20 protein-coding genes and 5 pseudogenes are annotated in these 22,147 nt (G+C 63.1%); 12 read left to right on the top strand and 13 right to left on the bottom strand.

Annotated elements, in window-relative coordinates:
* Positions 1–100 precede the first annotated feature (100 nt).
* On the bottom strand, positions 101–1,300 hold the full coding sequence (locus tag ATN38_RS19825) for an IS30 family transposase (protein WP_374104624.1): 1,200 nt from the start codon (positions 1,298–1,300) through the stop codon (positions 101–103).
* A gap of 244 nt (positions 1,301–1,544) precedes the next feature.
* Here ATN38_RS19825 and ATN38_RS19830 point away from each other — a divergent pair.
* A pseudogene (locus ATN38_RS19830) lies at positions 1,545–1,838 on the top strand (transposase); the annotation flags it as partial.
* 111 nt (positions 1,839–1,949) lie between these two features.
* Positions 1,950–2,282 carry a putative quinol monooxygenase gene (locus tag ATN38_RS19835; RefSeq protein ID WP_073513850.1) on the top strand — a complete coding sequence of 111 codons (333 nt, stop codon included), beginning with the start codon at positions 1,950–1,952 and terminating at the stop codon, positions 2,280–2,282.
* Between the two features lie 69 nt (positions 2,283–2,351).
* Here ATN38_RS19835 and ATN38_RS19840 read toward each other — a convergent pair.
* Positions 2,352–2,713: pseudogene (locus tag ATN38_RS19840) on the bottom strand (SOS response-associated peptidase); the annotation flags it as partial.
* 157 nt (positions 2,714–2,870) lie between these two features.
* Between ATN38_RS19840 and ATN38_RS19845 the strand changes: the two are divergent.
* The 4 genes from ATN38_RS19845 (at position 2,871) to ATN38_RS19860 (ending at position 4,045) form a co-directional block, all read left to right on the top strand.
* A complete protein-coding gene (locus ATN38_RS19845) occupies positions 2,871–3,008 on the top strand; it encodes a hypothetical protein (protein WP_178377397.1) in 138 nt (45 codons plus the stop codon).
* A 28-nt stretch (positions 3,009–3,036) separates the two neighbouring features.
* Positions 3,037–3,240 (top strand): hypothetical protein, encoded by a 204-nt coding sequence (locus ATN38_RS19850; RefSeq protein WP_218748436.1) that lies wholly within the window; start codon positions 3,037–3,039, stop codon positions 3,238–3,240.
* Positions 3,241–3,358: 118 nt separating this feature from the next.
* Positions 3,359–3,619, top strand: coding sequence for a hypothetical protein (locus ATN38_RS19855; protein WP_218748437.1), 261 nt, complete (start codon positions 3,359–3,361; stop codon positions 3,617–3,619).
* A gap of 3 nt (positions 3,620–3,622) precedes the next feature.
* On the top strand, positions 3,623–4,045 hold the full coding sequence (locus ATN38_RS19860; RefSeq protein WP_218748438.1) for a hypothetical protein: 423 nt from the start codon (positions 3,623–3,625) through the stop codon (positions 4,043–4,045).
* A gap of 47 nt (positions 4,046–4,092) precedes the next feature.
* On the opposite strand, the gene ATN38_RS19865 is transcribed toward ATN38_RS19860, so the two are convergent.
* The 4 genes and pseudogenes from ATN38_RS19865 to ATN38_RS19875 all read right to left on the bottom strand — a co-directional run.
* Positions 4,093–5,076: an IS3 family transposase gene (locus tag ATN38_RS19865; protein WP_256932021.1), complete on the bottom strand. Its 984-nt coding sequence runs from the start codon at positions 5,074–5,076 to the stop codon at positions 4,093–4,095.
* Positions 5,043–5,210 (bottom strand): annotated as a pseudogene (locus tag ATN38_RS32915) (transposase); the annotation flags it as partial. The gene ATN38_RS19865 and the pseudogene ATN38_RS32915, both read right to left, overlap by 34 nt.
* Before the next feature lie 82 nt (positions 5,211–5,292).
* On the bottom strand, positions 5,293–5,655 hold the full coding sequence (locus ATN38_RS19870; protein ID WP_306300992.1) for an IS3 family transposase: 363 nt from the start codon (positions 5,653–5,655) through the stop codon (positions 5,293–5,295).
* A gap of 331 nt (positions 5,656–5,986) precedes the next feature.
* Positions 5,987–6,334: pseudogene (locus ATN38_RS19875) on the bottom strand (ABC transporter permease); the annotation flags it as partial.
* An 85-nt stretch (positions 6,335–6,419) separates the two neighbouring features.
* On the opposite strand from ATN38_RS19875, the gene ATN38_RS19880 reads away from it, so the two are divergent.
* Positions 6,420–7,564, top strand: a protein-coding gene (locus ATN38_RS19880; RefSeq protein ID WP_116058469.1) for an IS3 family transposase whose coding sequence is annotated in 2 segments (ribosomal slippage) — positions 6,420–6,693 and positions 6,693–7,564 — 1,146 coding nt in all. Because the reading frame shifts where the segments join, the coding sequence is not laid out codon by codon here.
* A gap of 31 nt (positions 7,565–7,595) precedes the next feature.
* Here the strand turns inward: ATN38_RS19880 and ATN38_RS19885 are convergent.
* Both ATN38_RS19885 and ATN38_RS19890 read right to left on the bottom strand, forming a co-directional pair.
* Positions 7,596–7,991, bottom strand: a pseudogene (locus tag ATN38_RS19885) (ABC transporter permease); the annotation flags it as partial.
* 86 nt (positions 7,992–8,077) lie between these two features.
* On the bottom strand, positions 8,078–10,141 hold the full coding sequence (locus tag ATN38_RS19890; RefSeq protein WP_374104625.1) for a heavy metal translocating P-type ATPase: 2,064 nt from the start codon (positions 10,139–10,141) through the stop codon (positions 8,078–8,080).
* Positions 10,142–10,181: 40 nt separating this feature from the next.
* On the opposite strand from ATN38_RS19890, the gene ATN38_RS19895 reads away from it, so the two are divergent.
* The 3 genes from ATN38_RS19895 (at position 10,182) to ATN38_RS19905 (ending at position 11,812) form a co-directional block, all read left to right on the top strand.
* Complete coding sequence (locus ATN38_RS19895; protein ID WP_030537380.1) at positions 10,182–10,550, top strand: metalloregulator ArsR/SmtB family transcription factor; 369 nt, start codon at positions 10,182–10,184, stop codon at positions 10,548–10,550.
* Positions 10,551–10,674: 124 nt separating this feature from the next.
* Positions 10,675–11,097 (top strand): DUF6153 family protein, encoded by a 423-nt coding sequence (locus ATN38_RS19900; RefSeq protein ID WP_030537379.1) that lies wholly within the window; start codon positions 10,675–10,677, stop codon positions 11,095–11,097.
* An 85-nt stretch (positions 11,098–11,182) separates the two neighbouring features.
* Complete coding sequence (locus ATN38_RS19905) at positions 11,183–11,812, top strand: DUF305 domain-containing protein (protein WP_003943446.1); 630 nt, start codon at positions 11,183–11,185, stop codon at positions 11,810–11,812.
* A 106-nt stretch (positions 11,813–11,918) separates the two neighbouring features.
* Here ATN38_RS19905 and ATN38_RS19910 read toward each other — a convergent pair whose 3' ends face one another.
* Positions 11,919–14,084, bottom strand: a complete 2,166-nt coding sequence (locus ATN38_RS19910; protein WP_003943427.1) for a heavy metal translocating P-type ATPase — start codon at positions 14,082–14,084, stop codon at positions 11,919–11,921.
* Between the two features lie 36 nt (positions 14,085–14,120).
* On the bottom strand, positions 14,121–14,351 hold the full coding sequence (locus tag ATN38_RS19915; RefSeq protein ID WP_003943444.1) for a heavy-metal-associated domain-containing protein: 231 nt from the start codon (positions 14,349–14,351) through the stop codon (positions 14,121–14,123).
* Between the two features lie 693 nt (positions 14,352–15,044).
* On the opposite strand from ATN38_RS19915, the gene ATN38_RS19920 reads away from it, so the two are divergent.
* Positions 15,045–15,470 (top strand): BlaI/MecI/CopY family transcriptional regulator, encoded by a 426-nt coding sequence (locus tag ATN38_RS19920; protein ID WP_003943433.1) that lies wholly within the window; start codon positions 15,045–15,047, stop codon positions 15,468–15,470.
* A complete protein-coding gene (locus tag ATN38_RS19925; protein WP_218748441.1) occupies positions 15,467–16,354 on the top strand; it encodes a M56 family metallopeptidase in 888 nt (295 codons plus the stop codon). Before ATN38_RS19920 ends, ATN38_RS19925 begins: the two co-directional genes overlap by 4 nt.
* 28 nt (positions 16,355–16,382) lie before the next feature.
* Here the strand turns inward: ATN38_RS19925 and ATN38_RS19930 are convergent, their stop codons facing one another.
* The 3 genes from ATN38_RS19930 to ATN38_RS19940 all read right to left on the bottom strand — a co-directional run bounded on the left by ATN38_RS19930 (position 16,383) and on the right by ATN38_RS19940 (position 22,117).
* Positions 16,383–17,102, bottom strand: coding sequence for a VIT family protein (locus ATN38_RS19930; RefSeq protein ID WP_116057242.1), 720 nt, complete (start codon positions 17,100–17,102; stop codon positions 16,383–16,385).
* 66 nt (positions 17,103–17,168) lie between these two features.
* Entirely contained in the window at positions 17,169–17,660 is a 492-nt protein-coding gene (locus tag ATN38_RS19935) for a DUF2231 domain-containing protein (protein WP_116057241.1), read from the bottom strand.
* 50 nt (positions 17,661–17,710) lie between these two features.
* Positions 17,711–22,117 (bottom strand): non-ribosomal peptide synthetase, encoded by a 4,407-nt coding sequence (locus tag ATN38_RS19940; protein WP_116057240.1) that lies wholly within the window; start codon positions 22,115–22,117, stop codon positions 17,711–17,713.
* Positions 22,118–22,147: the final 30 nt, after the last annotated feature.

The raw sequence follows: 22,147 nt of genomic DNA on the forward strand, positions 1-22,147 counted from the left end.
CGCACCGAACTCGTAGAGAACGCACTCGATGCCGCAGCTCGCACACGCGGTGATCTTGCCGGTGCAGTATTCCACGCCGATCGCGGAAGTCAAGGCGTATTCAACTGGTCGAAGCAACACGTTGCTGTTGAATTGATCGTAGGTGTTCGTCCCAGGCTTCAGCGGGGGTTCGCCATTGGAGTCGTTTCCGTGGTCGCGTGTTGAGAGCGTGTGCGACTGCCGCGAGATCGTCTGGGCTCCATCGCGAGAGATCAGTTCCCTTCGGAAAGTATTGGCGCAGTAGTCCATTCGCGTTCTCGTTGGTACCTCGTTGCCATGGGCTGTGTGGATCGGCGAAGTACACCTTCAGCCCGGTGTCGATGGTGAACTGGGCGTGTGCGGACATTTCCTTTCCTCGGTCCCAGGTCAGCGAGCGTTTGAGTTCGGTGGGCATCGACGCCAGTGCCTGTGCCAACGCTCTGTTCATCGACACCGCTCCGTATCCCGACAGTGCCGGCCCGTTCTTGGTGATCGGTTGCTGTCGCCACCCTTGTTCCCGAGGCAGGTGCACGAGGGTGGTGTATCCGGTTGTGCGCTCGACGATGGTGCCGATCGCGGACCTGTCCGTGCCGATGATGAGATCACCTTCGTGGTGCCCGGGGATCGCACGGTCGTCGGCTTCTTCGGGACGCTCGCTGATGAGTACGTCCGGTGTCACATGGGCCCAGGCAACGCGTTTCGCTCTCGCGCGTGGCATCCGAAGAGCGCGGCCGGTGCGCAGGCACAAGATGAGTTCGCGGCGCAGCGCACCGCGACCCTCGATGAATAGGGACTGGTAGATGGCTTCGTGGCTGATCCGCATGGACTCATCATCCGGGAAATCGATCGGTAGCCGGTGCGAAATCTGCTCAGGGCTCCACGCTTTCACCCATCGGCGGTCCTGACGATGCGGCTTGTTCAAGCCCTTCCATTGCCGTTCGAACGGTCCGGCGACCGCATCGCCGCCCGGCTTGGTGATCTGGCCTGAGAGTCGGTCCTCGACGTAGTGCCGTAACCGATCGTTGGCCGTGAGCTTGGCGGTCTTCGGGCGGCGGGCAAACAACTCGGCTTTCCAGTGCGCCACGCTGGCGCGGTACTCGAGCTTGCCGCCACGCGTGGCAGCGTTACGCCGCAGCTCCCGCGAGATCGTCGACGGGCTCCTCCCGATGGCACTCGCGATCGCGCGCACCCCATGGCCTGTGGCGTGCAGGATCGCGATTTCCTCACGCTCTGCCAAAGAGAGGTACCTGCCTGCCGGCGCGGGCCACGAATACGGCGTCATCCCGCCAGCGTGCCGGAACCACCGCTGGCCCACAGGCTGTCCCACGCCGACAGCGTCAGCTGCCTCACGAGGAAGCTTGCCTGTGGCGATCTGGTCCCAAAACTGCCGTTCCTTCGACCGAGGATGGCCCGGTGCTCCCGGTGACCTCATCGGAGCCCTGCCCGTTACTTCCCGCACCCAATCCGATGGACGACCCACAACACCCTCCTGACCTCGAATGTTGCGTCCACCGATTGAGCCCAATCAGTACACATCAAAGGATTTCGCGATGCTCTGCACGAAGCTCGGTGTCACACAATCGATGGGAGCGGTAGGCACGAGCGCGGATAATGCCCTGGCCGAGTCGTTCAATGCGACGCTCAAACGGGAGACGCTGCAAGGCGCCGCCCGCTGGGAATCGCCCCGGGCGGCACGGCTCGCTGTGTTCCGGTGGATCACCCGCTACAACACCCGACGCCGGCACTCGTACTGCAACTATCTCAGCCCAGCCGACTACGAAAACGCTCACACATCCGATAGCCTGCAGAAAGCCGCGTAATCACAAACCCCGTGTCCACCTTCCGGGGTCAAGGCCCGTGTGTTTCGCGCATTACTGCATAGTTGACATCACGAAGCCCACTGCACTGACCGCAGTGACGAAAGGATTGCCATGATCTACATAACCGTCAAATTTACCGCTCGCCCGGAGCACGTCGATAATTGGCTGGAGCTGGTAGACGACTTCACAAAAGCAACGCGGAGCGAGCCGGGGAACATCTTTTTCGAATGGTCCCGTAGCGTGGACGACCCTCACCAATTCGTACTCGTCGAAGCATTCCGCGACACCGAAGCAGCGACTGCACACGTCAATTCTCTTCACTTTGCACGCGGAACGGAGGCCATGTCGTACGCCGTCGCGACCATTCCTCAAATCGTCTCGACGGAAATACCCGGTCAAGACGGTTGGAGCGAGATGGGCGAAGTACGTCCACGCACCCATTGAACACAGCAGTCGAACGGCTTTCGAAATATGTTATGTCCTAAAGGATCACAATTGTCCGGATGATCGGCCGTCTCCATGAAAGGACTGCGGAATCTTCTTTCCGTCTTCATTTTTCATCCATTCGTAGTATCCGTCGGCTGGGATGATGGCACGCCGTTTAGCGGCGCTGCTTCTGAATGACGGCTTCTCCGTGACGGTTTCGCTGCGAGCGTCTTTTGCCCAGGCAGGAAGCAAACCCCATTTGGCAGTTCTGAGCTGGCGCTGGGGCTCGGCGTCGGGTTCCTCGTGTGAGGTTCGTTCGAGGATCACACGGACCGGTTGGGTGGGTGCGACGTTGTAGGACGGGGGAAGTTCGTCGCTGACGGTGTGCGTGGTGTCGAAAACGACTGCAATTCCTTGCTCGAGCTTTTGTTTGCGTAGCGTCCGCACATGGCCTGACCTCCTCGTAATCGGTTCCTGCCCCATTGAACAGCGTGGGTCCGACTTCCGCGCCAAGCGCCGTGTGATGATCTGTGCGAGTACGTCGTCGAGTGTCGAGGAAGGGGAAGTGCGATCACCAGTCCTCGGCCGGCGCCCACGGATGTTGCGTTGGCGATCGTGGCCGCAACGGTTCTCGGTGTCACTGTCGGGGTTCTTCTGGCCGATGTGGTGGCCGGCCTCGCGGTCGGGGCCGGTACCGCGGTGGTGTTCCGTTTCGGGTTGCGGACGATCATCACCAGGAAATGACGGAAGCGTTCGGGAAGGCGGTCTACGCATGAAAACGTATCGCGACTTCGAATGGCTCTTCCGCGACTACCCGTGGACCGAGAACGGGCTGCACGTGACCTACGTGCTCGACGCAACGCCGGCTCGTCGCTCGTGCTCCTGGCCCAGGCGAGGTCTACATCAGGCCTGGCCCACCTCTGGTAACCCGCTGCCCAGAGCAAACGGTGCATCCAGATACCGAGTACGACTGTGAGAAGGCATTTCCAAATGCATTCGGCCAAGTAGTCGTTGTCCGGTACGGCAGACCAGATGCTCACGCGTACCCCGGTCATGGGGCATTCGGCGAACAGCACGCATGGCAGGACCACGGGTTGGGGATCAACGCGGCTGGCAAGATTCTCAATATTGCTGCGCCCAAACCGATTGCTGGGGCGACGGAGTACTTCGCGTCGTTCAAGATGCGCGGTGCCAACCCTATTCGGGCCTTTGTGCGGACCGTTGACAGGGAACAAACCGAAGAGGGCCATCTCGACAGCTACAACATGGGCCTACTCACCGGTTTCTGCAAGACTGGATCCGAAGCAGGTGAAGGCTATTGCGAACCGTGGGTGAACCAAACGCTAGGAAACTGAAGCATGCCCAATGACCAACTCGTGCAAGAAATCGCAGCGAATCTCGAGGACTATCTTCAAGCTGCGAGTTCGTTCCCACGTGAACCTTCCGCGCCGATCGAAGACGGCGCGGAAGGCTGGTATGCCCCAGCACCAGGCTCGCCCACGTATGGCCGAACTCCGTGGGTGAACATGCGCGATGTCCTCGTCCGCCCAGTCGGAAAAGCTGTCGTCGTGTCGTTTACCTGGCAGCCGGAATTCTCTGGCCGGAAAGCCACCTACGTCGTGCCCCTCGAAGCCCCAGACGTCGACGCAATCGGGGGTTCGAACAAGCTCATCACCTTGCTCGACTTCCGACTGGACGAGCCGAACTGGCAACACTCGGCTCGCTCGATCGGAGACGACCTCTACGTCGTTGTCTTAAAGCCGTTAACGCCACGGCAGTAGATGACCGTGGCAGGACCCCATTTGGTGAGCCACTCGCTATCAGAGAATCAATGCGTGTGAATACAGCTGGCAGCGTACTCATTTGGAGTTCGATACGCCAGCGATGAATGACGGTGCCGGTTGTTGTAGTCCTCCTTCCAGTCCTCGATGACCACCCGAGCTTCGAGGAGGCTGTGGAATTCGTTCATGTTCAGGCATTCGTCACGGACACGGTTGTTGAAGGACTCGATGTAGCCGTTTTTCCACGGCTGACCAGGTGGAACGTAGCCGATACCGACCTGATCCTCGCAGAACGTCCTCAGCGCCTCGGAGATGAACTCGGGCCCGTTGTCGCACCGCAGGACCTGCGGTGGGCCGCCCCAGCGTGCGAACGCCTTCCCCAACGCGGTGACGAGATCCTCTGCCGGGATGGATCTCTCGACAATGTTCAGCACGGACTGGCGGGTGTGTTCGTCGACCATCGACGCGATCTTGAATTTCCGGCCGTCGGTGGTCGAATCGAACTGGAAGTCGATCGCCCACACCACCTTCGGCGCGTCCGCTTCGGTGATCGGGGTGGTCGAGGCGCCGGCCCGTTTACGAATTTTTCGGACGTTTACTCGCAATCCTTCCTCGCGCCAGAGGCGCTGCACTTTCTTCTTGTTGATCACCCAGCCGGCGGCACGCAAGTCCGCCCATGCCCGCCGGAACCCTTTTCTTTGGTTCGCTTTGGCCCAGTCCCGCAACCACTTCCGCAGATCGACGTCCGGATCATCCGAGGTGTTCCTTGCTACTTTCTTGCGTTGGGTCGATCGCGGTTGCCCGACGATTCTGCAGGCGAAACGCTGCGAGAGCCCCATTGTTTCCTGGAGCATCATCACGGCGTTTCGTTTGGCGGTCGGGCTCAGAATTTTCCCCGAGCAATCTCCTTGAGGGCAGCCTTTTCGAGCTCGGCTTCGGCGAGGAGCTTCTTGAGCAGGGCGTTCTCGTTCTTGAGTTCCTTGAACTCTTTGGCGTCGTCGGCTTTCATACCGCCGTACTGCTTGCGCCAGTTGTAGAGCGTCGGCACCGAGACGTCGAGTTGTCGGGCGATTTCCTCGACGTCGGCGCCTGTGGCGGCGAGTTCGTCGCCGTGGCGCAGTTTGCGGATGATCTGTTCGGGTGTGTGCCGTTTGCGTCCAGCCATGAGATGAAGCCTTTCATGCCCTTGATCAGGGCGGAAGGATTCTCATAACTTGCTGATCCGTGCCCCCAATAGTGCACCAGCTTTATGAGAGCTGAGGGTACGGTTGGATGTCTGCCCAGAGCTTCTCATACTCGATCGGGCTGATGTTGCCGAGATAACTGTGACGCCGTTCGCCATTGTGAAAATTGTCGATGTGATCGGCCATGGCTGCAGTCAACTCCAGCGTGGTCGACCACTTCTTCGTGTTCAGTAATTCCGTCTGCAACCGCCCCCAGAATGCCTCCATGACAGCATTATCGAAGCAATCACCGACCGTCCCGAATGACTCGAGAAGTCCCCACCTTCGCAGATTCTCGCCGAACCCCTGCATTGAGCGCAGTTCTGACACCGACCGCCGCTGAGCCGCCCACTGCATAGTTATGCGCCACTTCGGGTCGTCTCTCATTCGATCGTTTCTCGGACACTGCCGGACTCACATCGGGACGTGGAGCCGAGCTTTCGTTATCGAATCGTTGAGTGTCTCGAAACCCGTCCGAAAACCAACTGTCTCTCAAATACTTCGTGTCGTTGAGTTCTGCGACACTGTGCCCTTGTGAGCACACTTTTGGGTGTCAGTTTCAGAAGACGACTGCACTTGTTCAGAAGTGGGCTGCGCATTGCCTCTTCAGGCACTTCGAGCGGGGCATGCTTCCGTTCAGTGTTGTCTTCCAACCGCCAGGACTCGTCACCCCGTGAACGCATACCGACCTTCTCGACACTGGCTCGAACCACCCGTCCTACGGCCTCCGATGGACAGATCCGCGCGCGACAAGGTCCACGGTCAGTGCGACGGCGACGGTTTGTGCAAGCAGCAGCCCGCACAGCACCAGAATTTGCACAGCCCCAGCCTGCAGGGCCGAACCGCTGGCCAGCAGTACGCCCACGAATGCACCCGGCAACGTCACCAGTCCCACCGTTCGTGTCTGGTCCAGTCCCGGCAGCAGCGCGTCGTTCGCGGTGGGTCGCACCACCTCCAGCCGTGCCTGACGTTCGGTCATGCCCAGACTGAGCGCCGCCTCCACTTCGCCGTGCCGGTCGGTCAACGCGGCCAGTGCGCGGCGTGCGGACAGCGATGTTGCCGTCATCGTCCTGGTTGGGTCCCTGTGTAGAAGTCCAGTGTCTGTGTGACTTTCGTGTCCGATAATGGGCACAGGAGGAAATTCACGAATCATGGCACGCAGACACACCCCTGAACAGGTCATCGCGAAGGTCCGGCAGGGCCAGAAAATGCTCAACGACGGCCACCCGATGATCGAGGTCGTCAAGGAACTCCAGGTCACCGAAGCGACCTGGTACCGGTGGCTGAACCAGTACGGGTCCGAGAAGAACGCCGAGGCGTCCAAACGGACCAAGGAGCTGGAGAAGGAGAACGCGCGACTCAAACGGCTGCTGGCGGAGAAGGAACTGGCCATCGACATCCTCAACGAGGTGGCCAAGGGAAAATTCTGAGCCCCGAACCCCGCCGCCGTGCCGTGCGCATGGCGGTGGAGAAGTTCGGGGCCTCCGAGCGTTTCGCCTGCAAGATCCTCGGCCAAAACCGGTCTGCCTTCCGGAAGAAGAAACCCGATACGAGCTTCGAGGAAACACGGCTTCGCGGCGCCCTACGCGCCATCGCGATCAAGCACCCGACATGGGGATGGCGGAAAGCCCGCTGGTGCCTGCTCGCCCAGGAGTGGGCTGGAATGGCGCTCAACAACAAGCGCGTACGCCGGCTCTGGCGCGAGGAAGGCCTCGTCTGTAAACCCAAGGCGCGGAAGAAACGCCGGGCCGGTCCCGGCGCCGGGGAGCAGAAGCGGCTGACGGCCGAATACCCGATGCACGTGGTCAGTTTCGACTTCCAATCCGACGTGACTTCCTGCGGGCGGCACATCCGCTTCTTCAATGTCATCGACGAATACACCCGCACCGCGCTGGCCATCATCGCGCGCCGGTCGTTCACAGCCTCCGACGTGGTCGCAGCATTGGAGAACATCATCGCCGAAACCGGCACCGCCCCGACCTACGTCCGCTGCGACAACGGTCCCGAATTCACCGCCGCCGCACTGATCAACTGGTGCAACACCGTCGGCGTGGGCACCGCCTTCATCGACCCGGGTTCACCGTGGCAGAACGGTTTCGTCGAATCGTTCAACGCCCAGTTCAGAAGGGAACAACTCTCGGGAGAAATCATGGACACGATGGCCGAAGCGACCTATCTGGCCGAGGAATGGAAAGCTATCTACAATCATGAACGGCCCCACGGATCCCTCGATGGCATGACGCCAAACCGCTACTGGGAAAACTGGACTCAAGAAAACCAACTAGCTATCGCATAGGTGCTGGACTGCTAACGGGGGCCCAACCAGTCCCACCCAGGATGATTCCGCCGACCGGCACGATCGAGATTCCCTGCGCCGGAACGACGCCCGTGAGCAAGCACAAGGGCACGACGATCCCGATACCCACAGCGAGGGGAAGAACGAGCCAGATACCGGACCTTCCCGATTCCGAACGCCGACTCGACGTGAACGCCGCAGCCCCGAACATCACCAGCAGTACGAGCAGCGACGACCACAGATGCGCAAGCGCCGCAGCGAGAATCAGCGAGATTGCCGCCAGTTGAACGAACCCGCGAACGGCAGCAGCGGGAGCGGTGATCATGCGCCCGAACGAGGAGACCCGATAGAGGATCGCAGCGAGGGCCACCATCACCAGACAGAGAACCACGAGCGGCGGACCAGGCTCGGCCAGGGAAGTACTCACCGTTCAAGTATGTGGCGTTGCCCCGGTGCATTCGTCTCGCCGCTCCTTAGCGGAGGGCGATCAAGGTGGCCAGGTGACTGCCACCCCTACAGTTCCCTACGTCCTTCGCGCCAGGTTCGCGACGACAGCAGGCGCATCCCGTTGAGAGCGACGAGGACGGTGGAGCTTTCGTGCCCGGCTACTCCGATCGGCAGCGGAAGGGTCCAGAACAGATCCCATCCAACGAGTGCCACGATGAACGTCGCCGCGATCGCGAGGTTGGCGACCACGATCCGGTGCGCACGCCGCGACAGTTCGATCACCGACGACAAGGTTGCGAGGTCGTCGCGCACCAGGACCGCATCGGCGGTGTCGAGTGCGAGGTCTGAACCCTTGCGTCCCATGGCGACACCGATGTCGGCGGCTGCAAGTGCCGGGCCGTCGTTGACGCCGTCACCGACCAGAAGAACGCGGCGCTCGCGAGTGCCGCCGCTCGAAAGTCCGCTGCGCTGCAGTTGCTGCACTGCCGCTGCCTTGTCCTCGGGAAGCAGACCTGCCCGAACGTCGGTGATCCCGATACGCTCGGCCACCGCATGCGCTGCGCGGACGTTGTCTCCGGTGAGTAGCACTGCCGGACTACCGGTTACCCGTTCGAGCTCGCCGATGGTGGCGTCGAGGTTCGAGCGCGCGGTGTCCGCAAGGGCGATCACTCCGATTGGTTCGCCTCCGACGCGCACGATCACTGCGGTCATACCGCCCGATTCACGGTCGACCGCGGTACGTTCGGCCGTCGACTCCCATTCGCGTATCGACAGACGTTCGGACGGTACAGCTTTCGGTACCACGTCAGGTTTGCTCACGGTCACTACCTCGCCGTGGACGTTCGCGCGGACTCCCACACCCGGTGTCGACTCGAATGCCGTCGACGCCGGTATCTGCAGACCTCGGCTGCGGGTGTAGCTGACGATGGCTGCGCCGATCGGGTGTTCGCTGCCCATCTCGGCAGCCGCTGCCGCGGTGAGCACGTCGGTTTCGCTGAAGCCGGTGAATGCATCGACGCGTTCGAACTGCGGTGTTCCTTCGGTGAGGGTTCCGGTCTTGTCGAATGCCACCACCTCGATCGTGCGGAGTTGTTCCATGACGACAGCAGATTTGACCAGAACACCGTGGCGACCGGCGGTGGCCATCGCCGCGAGCAGAGGCGGCATCGTCGCGAGGACCACCGCGCACGGGGAGGCGACGATCATGAATGTCATCGCTCGCAGCAGGGCCGGTTGGAGTTCGTTTCCGAGCAGCATCGGGATCGCGAAAATTGCTGCGGTAGATACGACTACGGTCTTCGAGTAGTACTGCTCGACCTTCTCGATGAACAGCTGCTTCTTCGCTTTCGTGGCCGACGCGTGTTCCACCATGGCCACGATGCGGGTGATGACGGTCTCCGAGGGGTCGACGTCGATGCGGATCCGCAACGCGCCGGTGCCGTTGATGGTGCCGGCGAAGACGCCGTCGCCGACCGACCTGAACACTGGGATCGCCTCACCGGTGATCGAGGACTGATCGACGTCGGAACTGCCGTCGACGATGGTGCCCTCGCCGGAAATGCGCTCTCCGGGTCGGACAATCACGATATCGCCGCATCGAAGATCCGCGGCGTCGATTCGATGCTCGACGCCCGCGGTATCGAGCTTCACGGCGGTCTCGGGCGCGAGATCGAGGAGACTGCGAATCGAGTCGGCCGTACGGCGAGTCAGGACCGCCTCGAGTGCGCCGGAGGTGGCGAAGATGACGATGAGCAGTGCGCCGTCGAAGATCTGCCCGATCGCTGCTGCGCCGAGGGCCGCGACGATCATCAACAGGTCGACGTCGAGGGTCTTCTCTCGCAGTGCGCGTAGTCCCTCGCGTGCCGGTTCCCAGCCGCCGGTGACATAGCAGGCCAGGTAGAGCGCCCAGAACAACCAGAACGGGGCATCGACGAGCTGCGTTAGGAGTCCGAGAAGGAACAGTGCGGTGGCAGCCAGCGCCCACCTCACCTCGGCGACGTCGAGCAGGCGCGTTCGCGAGGAGCCGGGGTTGCGCCGGGCCGTGGGCACGGCCGCAGTGGTAGTGCCGATCGATGCCATGACTGCCTTCTGCCGACGAATGTGGATGTACGGGTGACTGTACAGGAACATATGAAGATCTTTACATATGTACATGGACTACAGTTGCCGCATGGGACACGAAGTCGACGGGCGGCCACGTCCTCCAGCACAGCTCGACGCCGAATCCGCGGCAACAGTTGCGGCGACATTGCAGGCTCTGGCGACACCGAGCAGGCTGCGGATTCTCACCCAGCTACGGCAAGGCCCCAGTGGGGTGAACGACCTGGCCGACGCCGTCGAGATGGAACAGTCCGCCGTCTCTCATCAACTCCGCTTGCTCCGCGCGATGGGACTGGTCACCGGGGCGCGATCCGGCCGCAGCATCGTCTACCGCTTGTACGACAATCACGTGGCGATGCTTCTCGACGAGGCGGTCTATCACATCGAACACCTCGGAATGGCCGCACCGGATACGGCCGGCACTGTCGATTCCGCCTAGCCAGAGCCCCCCTTCTGGTACCCAGCACACTCGCAGTCACATCGAACCGACGGACGTGGCCGCTGGGCCTGCCTCCTCAACCAGTGGTTACCCCCAGGGGGTATCTCTTGGTATCGTTGGGGGCATGCACTCAGTGAGCCGGCGCGGTCGACGGGGCACAGCTCCGACGGTCTGTTTGCTGATTGCACTGACGGTGTTCGGTGTTCTGTTGATGCATTCGGTAACACCGATGTCGAGGTCCGTGACCGGCTCTATGTCCACGTCGATGAGCGACGGCCATGCTTCGGCGGCAGCACCGTCCCACACCGACGCCGTGGTTTCGGTAATGACCGGGGAGCACGGCTGCCCGTCGGCACACCAGATGATGCATCCCTGTGTCGGCACTACCGCGTCGTGGCCTGCGCTGACGGTCCCGGCTGCGAGCGCAGCCATCGACCTGGTGCCGACATCGGTGAACCGGATCATTGGACGCGCCGATTCCACGCTCGAACGTGCACCGCCGTGGACGTTGTGGGAGTTGGACAGATCGGTGACCTTGCGAGTGTGACGGGGAGCCCGACAGACGCACGTCTGTCGGGGGATCGATACACATTCAATTCTCTGTACTACTCACTCTTGCAAGGAGTTTCCTCATGCGTACCAAAATCATTGCCTCACTCGCTGCTGCTGCCGCGAGCGCGTTCCTCGTCGTCGGCTGCAGCGACAACACGACCGATTCGTCGATGGACGGCCATTCGATGGGCTCGATGTCCTCGGCGTCGCCGGCATCGTCCGCTTCGGCGAGCTCGTCGGCACAGTTCAACGATGCCGATGTGATGTTCGCGCAGATGATGTACCCGCACCACGCCCAAGCAGTCCAGATGGCCGACATGGCGAACGGCCGCACCGACAACCCGGACGTGCTGTCACTGGCATCAGCGATCGCCGCCGCGCAACAACCCGAGATGGACCAGATGACGGCATGGCTCACCGAATGGGGTCAGCCCGCACCCTCGGCCGACATGGGCCAGATGGGCGGGATGGACCACAGCTCGGGCAGCGGCATGATGACCACTCAGGACATGGACGCGTTGAGGGCAGCGTCGGGACCCGAATTCGACCGCCAATGGCTCACGATGATGATCGCCCACCACACCGGCGCCATCGAGATGGCGAACACCGAAATCGCGGACGGGACCGATCCTGACGCCCAGGAGATGGCCCGCACCATCGTCGCCACCCAACAACAAGAAATCGACACCATGCAGCGACTGCTCGGCTGACCTGGCCCGCTACACGACACGATGGCCGCATCCTCTCCGGCGGAGAGGATGCGGCTATCAGCGTTCCACAGTTGTCAGGGCTGCGTTCCCGGTACGAAATCAGCTCTCACAGTGCCGGTTCGCGCTGCGACGGAGGATTGGAACTCCCCTCGTTCACCGCCCCGGCGATGGCGTCGGGTGCGAGGTCGAGGCGACGCAGTAATTGTGCGTTCGCGGCGACGATGATCGTCGACAGCGACATCAGGATCGCGCCGATCGACATGGGGAGTACGAACCCGACCGGTGCCAGAACCCCCGCCGCGAGCGGGACGGAGATCAGGTTGTATCCCGCAGCCCACCAGAGGTTCTGCTTCATCTTCCGGTACGAGGCCCGCGAGAGTTCGATCACCGACAACACCGACCGCGGGTCGTCGCTGGCGAGGATCACTCCGGCCGATGCGATCGCGACGTCGGTACCCGCCCCGATCGCGATGCCGACATCGGCCTGCGCAAGAGCCGGTGCGTCGTTGACTCCGTCGCCGACCATCGCCACGGTGCGTCCTTCGCTCTGGAGTTCGGCGACGGTGTGGGACTTGTCTTCCGGTTTCACCCCGGCGAAGTAGCGGTCCACACCGAGCTCGGTGGCGACGGACTTCGCGACGGCATCGGCGTCGCCGGTGATCATCACGACCGCGATTCCGCGCGCGTGGAGCGCGTCGATCGCGGTGCGGGATTCGGGCCGGATCTCGTCGGCGAGCGCGAGTGCTCCGATCACGGCACCGCCGGCGAGGACGTGCAGGATGATCGCCCCGTCCCCGCGCCACCGATCGGCGACAGCGAGTTCGGATCCGCGCTCTTGCTCGAGCAGCGCTGGCCCGCCGACCTGGATCCGGAGGCCGTCGACGTCGGCTGCGACCCCGACAGCGGGGGACGACTGGAAGTCGGCGGCCACCGGGACCGTCAGGTTCCGTGCTCGTGCGGCCTCGACAATGGCGCGAGCCAGGGGATGTTCGGAGTCCGCTTCCGCGGCAGCAGCGAGTGAGAGAACGTCGGCGGCGGTGCGCCCGTCGGTCACCTCGATCGCGGTGACGGTGGGTTCGCCTTTGGTGAGGGTGCCGGTCTTGTCGAATAACACGGTATCCACCGTGCGCATGGTTTCGAGTGCGAGCCGGTCCTTGACGAGTACACCGCCGCGGGCGGCGCGTTCGGTGGCGATGGAGACCACCAACGGGATAGCGAGTCCGAGTGCGTGCGGGCAGGCGATGACCAGCACGGTGATGGTGCGGATGACGGCGTCGTCCGGCATCCCGACCAGAGTCCACACGGCGGCGGTGATGATCGCGGATCCGGCTGCGAACCAGAACAGCCAGCCGGCGGCGGTGTCGGCGATGCGCTGAGCACGCGAGGTCGAGTTCTGGGCGTCGGCGACCAGGCGGCCGATGCCGGCGAGGGCAGTATCGTCGCCGACCGCGGTGACCTGGATGCGGAGACCTGAGTCGGTGGCGACCGTGCCGGCGACGACCTGGTCGCCGTCGCTGCGGCGGATCGTGCGTGATTCGCCGGTGATCATCGATTCGTCGATGCTCGCCGATCCGGAGACGATGGTGCCGTCCGCGGGTACTCGGCCGCCGGGGCGGACGACAACGACATCACCGAGCTGCAGCTCGGATGGGGACACCGGCACCACGTCGTCGCCGTCGACGCGTTCGGCGGTGTCCGGGAGCAGTGCGGCCAGTGAGTCCAAGGCGGAGGTGGTCTGCGCGAGGGATCGCATTTCGATCCAGTGCCCGAGCAGCATGATCACGATCAGCAGGGCCAGTTCCCACCAGAAGTCGAGCTGGTGATCGAGCAGGCCGAGGCTCGCTCCCATCGACGAGGCGAATGCGACGGTGATCGCGAGGGCGATGAGCAGCATCATTCCCGGTGCACGTGAACGGATTTCGCCGATTGCGCCGGTGAGGAACGGGGAACCGCCCCAGGCGTACATCACGGTGCCGAGTACCGGTGAGATCCAGGCGATCCACGCTGCGTCGGGCAATGAGTATCCGAGGAGCATCGCGAACATCTCGGAGGCGACGATCACCGGGACGGCGAGGACCAGCATGCTCCAGAACAGGCGACGGAACATTCCGACGTGGTCGCCGTGACCGGCATGGCCACCGTGCCCGGTATGGCCCTCGTGTTCCTTCTCGCCGTGTGCGGAGTGGGCTGCGCTGTGTCCGGATGCATCGTGGCCCGGTTGAGTGTCCGCCGTCTCGGCTCCGCCAGCGTCGGACTGTGTGTGGTTGTTCATCGCGGTAGATCCTTCTCTCGAAACAAGGTCGAACGGCTACGCGGTGCGTGAATCCGCGGGTTGCGGTTCGGCTGTGTATCCGGCCTCGTGGACGGCGGCGATGACCCGAACGTGGTCGGGCTCGTCGGTACTGGTCACCGTCAGCGTTCCCGCAGCTGCAGATACTTCGACCGTGTCGACCCCGACGACGGCGCTGACTTCTTCGCGTACCGATGCTTCGCAGTGCCCGCACGTCATGCCGGTGACTCGGTAGTTCGTGGTTATCACGATGCCCCTTCGTTTGCATTCTTGGTAACATACCCCCAGGGGGTATATGACGGGATGGCTTGCACCATACCCCCTCCCCGTATATTTCGACAGGGCGAGCGGCTGCTGTCAGGGGCGAATACAGGTCACCGGAGCGGTGCAGTCGAAGTCGTGTCGACGTTCCCGGCGATTAACGTGTATCCATCGACCTGGCATCGACATCGGTGGCCCGAATCGCTGCACGCCCCGACTTCACACTCGAACGCGCATCGTCGCGGACTTTTGTAGGAATACACAGATTTGGTGACCTGGCGAGCGCGACAAGGAGCCCGGTCGACGCACGCCTGTCGGCGGATCGAAAGACATCCGAATCCCTGTATCGACCACTCATGCAGGGACTTTCTTTGTGCGTACCGAAGTTCGCTGCTGCCACCGTCGGCGCGTTCCCTCGTGCTCGGCTGTAGATCTCGACGGACAGATCCGCGTCCTTCTCGCCGCGCCACCGACCAGGCGGTGAATGACGTGCGGATCCCGTCGAGATGCCGAGAGATGTGTACGACTACGGAGCCGGAGACGCAGCCGTCCGACAAGCACGCAGCTGCGTCATCCCCAGACAGTCGAACCCCAGGACCGGATGCGGGCTCAGCACGACGGCGGTCGGGACGTGCGTCGACTCTGTAGGTACGTACAGCCTGTCCCCAAGGGTCGTTCTCGGTGGCATATCCTGGAACGGCATCCAAGAGTGAGGTCGACGCCGTGCGTAGAGGATCCGGACAGTTGGAGGAGTCGATCCTTCGATTGCTCGGTGAGCATCATCAGTTGGCGGTGTCAGAGGCTCGGGAGTTACTTGGATCCGATCTCGCGCATACGACAGTGATGACGGCGCTGGGGCGATTACACGGCAAGAGGCTCGTCGACCGGGAACGACGCGGACGATCGTACGTCTACACCCTCCGCGCTCCCGTCGACGAGCTACCGGCCTTACGAGCAGCGATGCGGATGCGGACCGAACTCGATACGCGAGCTGAACGAGCCGACGTTCTCGCCAACTTCGTTGCCTCCCTCGATCCGGAAGACGAATCCGTCCTCCGAAAGCTGCTCTCGGAAGGTTCCGCACGGAACTCGGACCACCGAACATGATTCTGTTGCTCGTCGTTGCCGCGTTGCCGTGGATCATGTCGGTCGCGTTGAGAACATACTGCGGCCCGGTCGACGACGATGCAGCACCGCTGGCAACGGTGACGGTCATCCCTGTCCTGGTGGCAGTCACGGCCTTCTCTGTCGCAGCGTCCACGACGGCGCTGGCATCGGTACTGATCGCCTCACAACCTGCCATTGCAATTGCCGCCGGCTTCGGGATGATCGGGTGGGTCGTCTACAGGCTCGCACTAGCCGCCGGACACATCGCTCGCGTCGTCGCCAGCTCACGAGATGCTGCGAAGTTCGCAGCCGAGGCCGACGTACGCGGCGGAACCGTCCTCGTCGAATCGACCGAGCCCGACGCCTTCGCCGTCGCCTCCGGTGGCGGCGCAGTGGTGATCACGACAGCGCTCGTCGCGGCCCTGTCGGATGCCGAACTCACTGCGGTGATCGAGCACGAACGCGCGCACCTTCGCTTCCGGCACACCTTCTTCACGCAGACGGTCGAGCTCGCAGCACAGTTCGACCCGCTGCTTCGCCCCGTCGTCGGCCACGTCCGCCACGCGGCCGAACGCCACGCAGACGAGTGGGCTGCGCGATACGACCGACATGCAACCATGTCGGCCCTGGCCAAGACGGTATTGCTCCGCGCCCACCTAGCGCGGCACTCGACTTCGTTGTCAAGCACCGGCGGCGACGTCGTACGCCGTGTCCGCGCTCTGACCGCGCCTCCGCCTCCGCCTCCGCCTCCACGCCGTTCGGTCGTGATCGCCGCACTGGTGTCGATCACGGCTTTTGCGGCGATCTCACTGGGATTGTTCGACGTAGCGCAGGACGTGATCGTTCCGGAAGTCGGCGAGAACCCGACCTCTGTCTTTCGTTGAGGAACTCCCCCCCACCGGAAGGCGTACGTCAGATTCCCGCGACGCCGGCCAGCTGCCCGATGCCGTAGGTGATGATCATGGCGATTGCCCCGCCGGTCACTATTCGCGTCACCGCGGGCCGGCGCGGGGCTCCCCCGAGCCATGCGCTGATCGTTCCGGTCGCGGCCAGAGCTACAACGACCACCGCGAACGTCACAGCGATTCGAATCGGCGCCGGAAGCAGCACGATCGCAAGAAGCGGTAGTAGTGCACCAGTGACGAACGCGATCGCCGATGAGAGAGCGGCCTGCCACGGGCTCGTCAACGCGTCCGGATCTATTCCCAGTTCGATATCGACGTGAGCTGAGAACGGGTCCTGGGCGGTCAGTTCCTCTGCAACGATCCGGGCAGTCTTCGGTGACAAGCCTTTGTCCTCGTACATCGCCATGAGCTCTGCGAGTTCCTGCTCGGGTTCTTCGTCCAGTTCTCGGCGTTCTTTGTCGAGTAAGGATCGTTCGGTGTCGCGCTGAGTGCTCACCGAGACGTATTCCCCCAGTGCCATCGACACCGCGCCGGCAACAAGGCCTGCGGTACCGGCAGTGAGCACAGGTGCGCGTTCTGCGGTTGCGGCCGCGACTCCCACCACCAATCCGGCAACGGAGACGATACCGTCGTTGGCCCCCAGAACTCCCGCGCGGAGCCAGTTCAATCGTCCCCCGACATCGCCGTGGGGTTCGGCCTCGTGTCCGCCGGGCACTGGGTCTGTCATATTCGCCTCTTGTTCGGGTCCGTACCGATCACCGTTCTCCGATGGTCACCGGTCAGGCACTCGTCGTCACTTACCAGGATCGACTGGTGCGGGTGCAGAGGACACTGCGTCCTCCCACGCCGCGCGTGCCCCGGATTCTCCGATCCGATACACCTGCACCATCGTGGCCACTCCGACCACGACAGCGAGTACGGCGACAGCGATCGATTGCCACCGGACCGGCCGCGTCCCACGGCGCTCCCGAACGTGCTGCGCCACGAGCATCGCAGCAATAAGCACCATGCCCAGCGCGAAGTAGAGCATCGAGTCGCCGAGTTCGGTGTGCGTCTGCACCGAGGCCCCCTCCGGAACTCGCTTCTCGAGCCATTCCCCCGCGTCGGTGGTCAGCGGCGTCAGGACGAGCGTGAGGACCGCGAGCACCGCGATGAGCCAGACGAGCCTGCGGCGCACCGGAGCCCAGATACTCGCCACGATGGCGAGCAGTGCGGTGAGCGGGGCGAGCACCACGATGAAGTGCACCAGCAGAATATGAGCGGGCAGGCCATTGATCGTCGACACACGGATCTCCTACTGTCCGGGCGTGCACACCACACGGCCACCACTAAATACTACACGAGTTGTAGTATTGAAGCTGCTGTCGACCACGGCGCTCCCGGGCCGGTGATCATCTGTCGAAGAGTTCGCTCGTAGAGTTCCCCCAACGATTGCACCGTGTCTCGGTCGAACAATGCTGTCGGGTAGACGATTCCGACGTCCATCCCGATCATCCGGCCGACGACGTCGCGTCGCTCGACGAGGTGAAAGTGCAGATCACATTTCGCGATGTCCAACGGTCGGGGCGTGATGTCGACATGCGTGGCGCCGAGATCGAAGTGCGAGTCGGTGAACACATCCAACGAGAGCGCAACCTGGAAGAGCGGATGCCGCCCGAGGTGCGGTCCTGGGTCGATATGTGCTGCGACCGTCTCGAACGAGACGCTCGCATGATCCAGTGCGCGTACTTCGCTCGCATGCGCAACGGCGATGACGTCCTCGAACGTCGTCGCTGCGGCGATATCGGATCGGATCGCAAGAGTATTGACGAACGTACCGACGATCGTTTCCAGCCCCGGATCTGTGCGACCGGCAATCGGCGTCCCAATGACGAGATCGCTCGTGCCGCTCGCACGGGCGAGAAGCACCAGGAGACCGGCCCGCAGAACGGTGAACCGGCCGGTTCCATTGGCGCGGGCGACCCGGTCGAGCCCGTCGGTGATGTCGACGGCCAGCTGCAGGTCGATTCTGTCGCCGGTGAAGTCCCACGACGAGGATCTGGGTCGGTCGGTCTCGACAGCAGTACCGAAAGCAAAGCCTTCGAATTCTCGGCTCCAGAAGTCGAGATCCGGCACCCCCGGGCGCTGCGCTGCCCACACGCTGAAGTCGGTGTACTGCAGCGGCATCTCCGCCCAGCCCGGTGCGCGTCCCGATAGACGAGCTCGATAGGCGACAAAAAAATCCTGCGCCAGCAGCCGGAGGGACCAACCGTCTGCTGCGATGTGGTGCACCGAGCACGCAAGAACGTGGATGCCCGGTGCCTTCTCGAACAGTGTCGCCCGAATCGGAAGCTCACCGCGAACATCGAACGGTGCGGCGAGGACCTCGTCGACCGCGCGCGGATCGAACGCAGTGATACCGAGAACGGACTGCATCCGCGCTGGATCGTCGACAACGACTTGCCGCGGACCCCACGGTGAATCCGGGTAGATGGTGCGCAAGCTCCGATGTCTGACGAGCACATCGACGAAGGCTGCTTCGGCCGCGGAGGTGTCGAACGGTCCGGTGATCTCCGCGGCGAACGGAAGGTTGTACAGCGGCAGCTGTGCTGCGCGGTCGATGTGCATTTGCTGCGGTGCCAGTGGGATCACCGCAATGCTCTCCGCTGCGCCCGGCACCGGACGCCCTGGGCGGGGCCGATCGGCTGGATGCGCCTCGATAAATGTCGAGAGTGCCCGTACCGATCCTGCATCCACCAGGTCTCGTATCCCGATGTCGACACCGAGTTCGGTGTTCAGGCGTGCGATCACTCCGGTTGCAGTGAGGGAGTCGCCGCCCAGGGCGAAGAACGATGCATGCATGTCGATGACCGTAAGGCCGAGAACATCCTTGAATGCCCGCGCAACAGCATCTTCTGTACAGCTCCCGGGTTCTGTGTCCACACCGATTGCGACGTCGCGCTTCGGCTCCGGTAGCGCAGTTCGGTCGAGTTTGCGGTTGACGGTCAGCGGTATCGACTCGAGCACCGTGATGGTCGCGGGAACTGCAGATCCCGGAAGTATGTTCGCGAGAAAACCTCGAACCTCCTGCGGATCGAGCGGCTGCGCTCCGTCGCAGACGATGTATCCGTCGATGCGTAGGTCACCACTGTGGGTACGGCGGGTGGTGGATGCAGCCGCCGTGACTCGGGGGTGCGTCCGGAGTGCGGCATCGATTTCACCGAGTTCGATGCGATTGCCACGGATCTTGACTTGGTCGTCGGTCCTTCCGACGAACGCCAGGGAGCCGTCGGATCTCGCTCGTGCCATGTCGCCGCTGCGAAACAGTCGTCGACCGGCTCCGCCGAGCGGGTCTGCCACGAATCTCGATGCGGTGGCGGCGGCCCGGTTGCCGTATCCCCGTGCGATTCCGGTGGTCGCTATGTAGACCTCACCGACCGCCCCGGTCGGAACCGGTCGCAGGGTCCGGTCGAGGAGGTGGATTTCAGTTCCCACCATGGCGGTTCCGATACCGATTGCCTCTCCGGCGACCAGGGCATCGGTCATGGTGACGCTACATGTGGTTTCGGTGGGGCCATACGCGTTGAGTAACCGACGCCCTGGGGACCATGCGGCGACGACGTCTCGCGGTGCCGATTCGCCTCCGATGATGATCGTCTCGATGTCGGTGAGGTCGGAGTAACCCAGTGTCACCAACGCAGATGGCGTGATCAGCAGATGCGTGAGGTGGCGGCGCGCGAGCAGTTGCGTCAGCTCGGGGCCCGCGTATGCCTGCGGCGGGGCGATGACCAGGGTCGCCCCTGCTGCCGCTGATGCAAGGTGTTCGACGATGGCGGTGTCGAATCCTGGCGAGGTGAGATGGCAGACTCTCGACGAGGCATCGAGACCATAGCTCACCTCGATCTGCTGCACCAATGCTCCGATGCCCTCGTGGGTGACGACGACGCCTTTCGGCTCACCGGTCGAACCCGAGGTGTAGATCACGTACGCCGCATTCGATAGCGAAGCCTTGCGCGTCGCCGGTCGACGCCGGGTTTCGTCGCTGCCGGCGACGCCGATGTCGAGCCAGTCGATTCCGCCGCCCGTCCAGGCGGGTTCTGCACTCGACCTGAGCCCGAGGACAGCGCGGCTGTCCCGCAGGATGTAGTCGGCCCGGCTATCGGGCAGTTTCGGGTCGATCGGCACGTAGACCGCACCCACGCGAGCGACCGCCCAGAACGCGATGACTGACGCGATGGATCGTGATATACACACTGCGATTGCAGCTTCCGGTCCGGCCCCCCGCTCTGTCAACCTCCCCGCCAGGTCGTCGACACGCTCGTTCAGTTCGAGATATGTCAATACTGTGTCTCCGTCGTCGACCGCAGTCCGCTCTCCCGCGTTCCGCACCGCAGCGTCGAATGCGTCGATCAGAGTCATGCTCGAAGTCGCTGCGGCCCCGGTCGATGCGGTGGGTGGTTCGTCCGGCAGGAACAACTCGAGGTCGCAGACGGCGGTATCGGTGACGTTCGGGTCTGCGAATCCGTCGAGGAGATGAAGAAACCGTTTGTGGTGGAGGGCGAGATCGCCGGCGGGATAGACGGCTGGGTTGGCCTCGAAGTCGATGCGGGGGCCCTGGCCGGTGCGGCCGGGGTAGATGTCGACGGCAAGGTCGGCCACCGGTCCAGTGGTCAAGATGTGGATCTGCCCGTCGACACCGCCCAGGCGGACACTGTTTGCGAACATCATCACGTTGACCGTGGGTCCGAAAGATGCTGCCGAGAGGGGTGATTCACCGGGTGAGGTGGACGATGTGCCGGGCCTGGATCGTTGGTGGCGCAGTACCGTGCCGAGGGCTGTCTCGGTCAGTTTGATGGCACCGCCGACGGTCGTGCGTCCAATGCCTGGCAGGTCCAGGGGCACAACGTTCGAGGTAGTCGATCCGCCGCGCCGTAGCAGCGCAGTGGAGCGAGCGGACACCGGGAGGGACAGTCGCACGTCGGTCGAGTCGGTCATGCGGGCAACAAACACTGCGAATGCTGCGATGACAACGCTCGACGTCGTGCGGCCAGCGAGCGGCGTGAGGACAGCGTGCTGGCTCGATGCGGCGACACCGCCTGCGGTCATCGACATCGGTTGCGGTGCAGCACTGCCCGCGAGCGACAACACCCCGGTACGGGAGTGTTCGAGTGCCGATGCGCGCCAGAAGTCACGGTCTCGTCGTGCCCGCGCCGACCCTTGATACTGTCGGTCTTCCTCCACGAACGCCGCCGGTGACGTCGCATCGTGGGGCGCTGGTTCTTCGCCGGCCATCACGGCGGTGTAGATCGCTGCGCCGCGCTCGAGTACTCGGACCGAGGCGTATCCATCCAGCGAGATGTGGTGGGCGCAGGTGTACCACAGGACATGATCGTCGGACAGGCGGAAGAGCCGGAGCCGGACCAAGCAGCCGTCGAGTGGGAACGGGCTTCGGCAGTCCCGCTCCATCCACTGCAGGGCAGCCTCCCGTGGATGCTCGACGCCGCGAAGGTCGACCGTCTGAGCCGCATCACGGACGCTGCCAGCGAAGGTCTGACTGGGACGACCGGCGGCATCGACAATGCGCATCGGAGCCGACGAATACTCGGTGTGGGCCCGCAGGCCACTGCTCAGCAGCGCATCGACATCGACGCTGCCGGTCAATTCGACATAGTAGGCGATCACGAAGGGGATGTCCGGCGACAGCTGCTGGGCATGCCAGATATCGAGCTGTGGTGTCGTCAACGCCAACACGTCGTCGCCCATGTGAACCCTCTCAGAACAGTTCATCAACTA

It is taken from the genome of Rhodococcus sp. FH8 (assembly GCF_019266085.1).
GTDB classification, from domain to species: Bacteria; Actinomycetota; Actinomycetes; order Mycobacteriales; family Mycobacteriaceae; genus Rhodococcus_F; species Rhodococcus_F qingshengii.